At 77.0% G+C, this 1,981-nt stretch carries 1 protein-coding gene; it reads left to right on the top strand.

What is annotated here, in order from left to right; all coding sequences use genetic code 11:
- Positions 1 to 1,981: condensation domain-containing protein (locus ACIQOV_RS39300; protein ID WP_401055675.1), on the top strand; the 1,981-nt coding region annotated here is incomplete at both ends.

Genomic DNA, 1,981 nt, shown 5'->3' with positions numbered 1-1,981 from the left:
CCGCCGGGCCGGCCCCCGGCCCGGACCTCGCCCCGGACGAGCGGCCGGCCCACCTGCTCGACGTCTCCGCCGTGGTCGCCGACGGCGAACTCGAACTCACCTGGCACTACAGCGACGTGGTCCACGAGGCCGACACCGTCCGGCGGCTGGCCGAGGCCGTGACCACCGCCCTGGGCGCCATCGTCGAGCACTGCGCGAGCCCCGGCGCCGGCGGCCGCACCCCCTCCGACTTCCCGCTCGCCGGGCTCGACCAGGAGACGCTGGACCGGCTGGTCGGCGACGGCCGGGACGTGACGGACCTGCTGCCGCTCACCCCGCTCCAGGAGGGCATGCTCTTCCACCGCCTGGTCGGCGGCGAGGACGACGTCTACCTGGACCAGGCCTCCCTGCTGCTGGAGGGCGTCGCCGACCCGCACGCCCTCGCCCTGGCCTGGCAGCGGGTCGCCGACCGCACGCCCGCGCTGCGCACCTCGGTGGTCTGGGAGGGCGTCCCCGCCCCGCTCCAGGTGGTGCGCCGGGGCGTCCGGCTGCCGGTGACCCACCTGGACCTGCGGGCCGCCGACCCGGCCGCGCGCGCCGAACGGCTGGCCCGGCTGCGCGCCGAGGACCTCGCCCTCGGCCTGGACGTCGCCACCGCGCCGCTCACCCGGCTCACCCTGGTCCGGCTGCCCGAGGCCCGGGTCCAGCTGCTGTGGACCTCCCACCACCTGATCCTGGACGGCTGGAGCCTCGCCCAGGTGCTCACCGACGTGTTCGCCGAGTACGCGGCGCTCACCACCGGCGCGGCGCCCGCCCCGGCGGTGCGCCGGCCCTTCGCCGACTACGTCCACTGGCTCGCCGGGCAGGACACCGGGGCCGCCCGGTCCCACTGGCGGTCCGTCCTGGACGGCTTCGCCACCGCCACCCCGCTGCCCGCCGACCGGGTGCGGCACGAGGCCCACCGGGCCCGCTCGGCCGGCAGCCACAGCGCCGCCCTGTCCGAGGAGGTCTCCGAGCGGCTCGCCCGTACCGCCCGCCACGCCGGGCTGACCCTGGGCACCGTGGTCCAGGGCGCCTGGGCGCTGCTGCTCTCCCGCTACAGCGGCGAACCGGACGTGCTGTTCGGCACCACCGTCTCCGGCCGGCCCGAGGAACTGCCCGGCGTCGAGTCGATGATCGGCATGTTCATCAACACCCTGCCCACCCGGGTCCGGGTGGACGGCGCCCGCACCGCCGCCCACTGGCTGCGGGAACTCCAGGACGACCAGGCCGAGGCCCGCCGGCACTCGGCGGTCTCGCTCGCCGAACTCACCGGCTACAGCGACGTCCCGTCCGGCAGCGCGCTGTTCGACAGCATCGTCGCCTTCGAGAACTACCCCTTCGACGACGCCCGGGCCGCCGGCACCGGGGTGCGCCTGGCCGAGGTCTCCTCCCGGGACGCCACCAGCTTCCCGCTGGTGCTGCGCGCCTACCAGGGCGGGCAGGTCGGCTTCGACCTCGCCTACGACCCCGGCCTGTTCGACGCGGCGACCGTGCGCGCCCTCGCCGAGCGGCTCTGCCTGCTGCTCACCGAGCTGGCCGCCGGACTGGACCGCCCGCTGCGCGCGCTGGCCTGGACCACCGCCGAGGAGCGGCGCCGGCTGCTGGTCGACTGGAACGGCACCGCGCAGGGCCGGCCCGGGCGCAGCCTGGTCGAGCTCTTCGAGGAGCAGGCCGCCCGCACCCCGGACGCCGAGGCCGTCACCTGCGGCGAGGAACACCTCGACTACGCCGAACTGGACGCCCGGGCCGACCGGCTCGCCCACCGGCTGGCCGAGTTCGGCGCCGGCCCCGAGCGGTACGTCGCCCTCGCGCTGCCCCGCACCGCCGAGCTGGTGGTGGCCGTCCTCGCCGTCCTCAAGACCGGCGCGGCCTACCTGCCGCTCGACCCGGGCCTGCCCGCCGAACGCAGAGCCGAACTGCTGCGCGACGCCGCCCCGGTGGCCCTGGTGACCCTGGAGGC

This window comes from Kitasatospora sp. NPDC091257, assembly GCF_044757675.1.
Classification (GTDB): Bacteria; Actinomycetota; Actinomycetes; order Streptomycetales; family Streptomycetaceae; genus Kitasatospora; species Kitasatospora lactacystinica.
The sequence above is the reverse complement of the archived record's forward strand: the minus strand, read 5'-3'. Positions and strand labels throughout refer to the sequence as shown.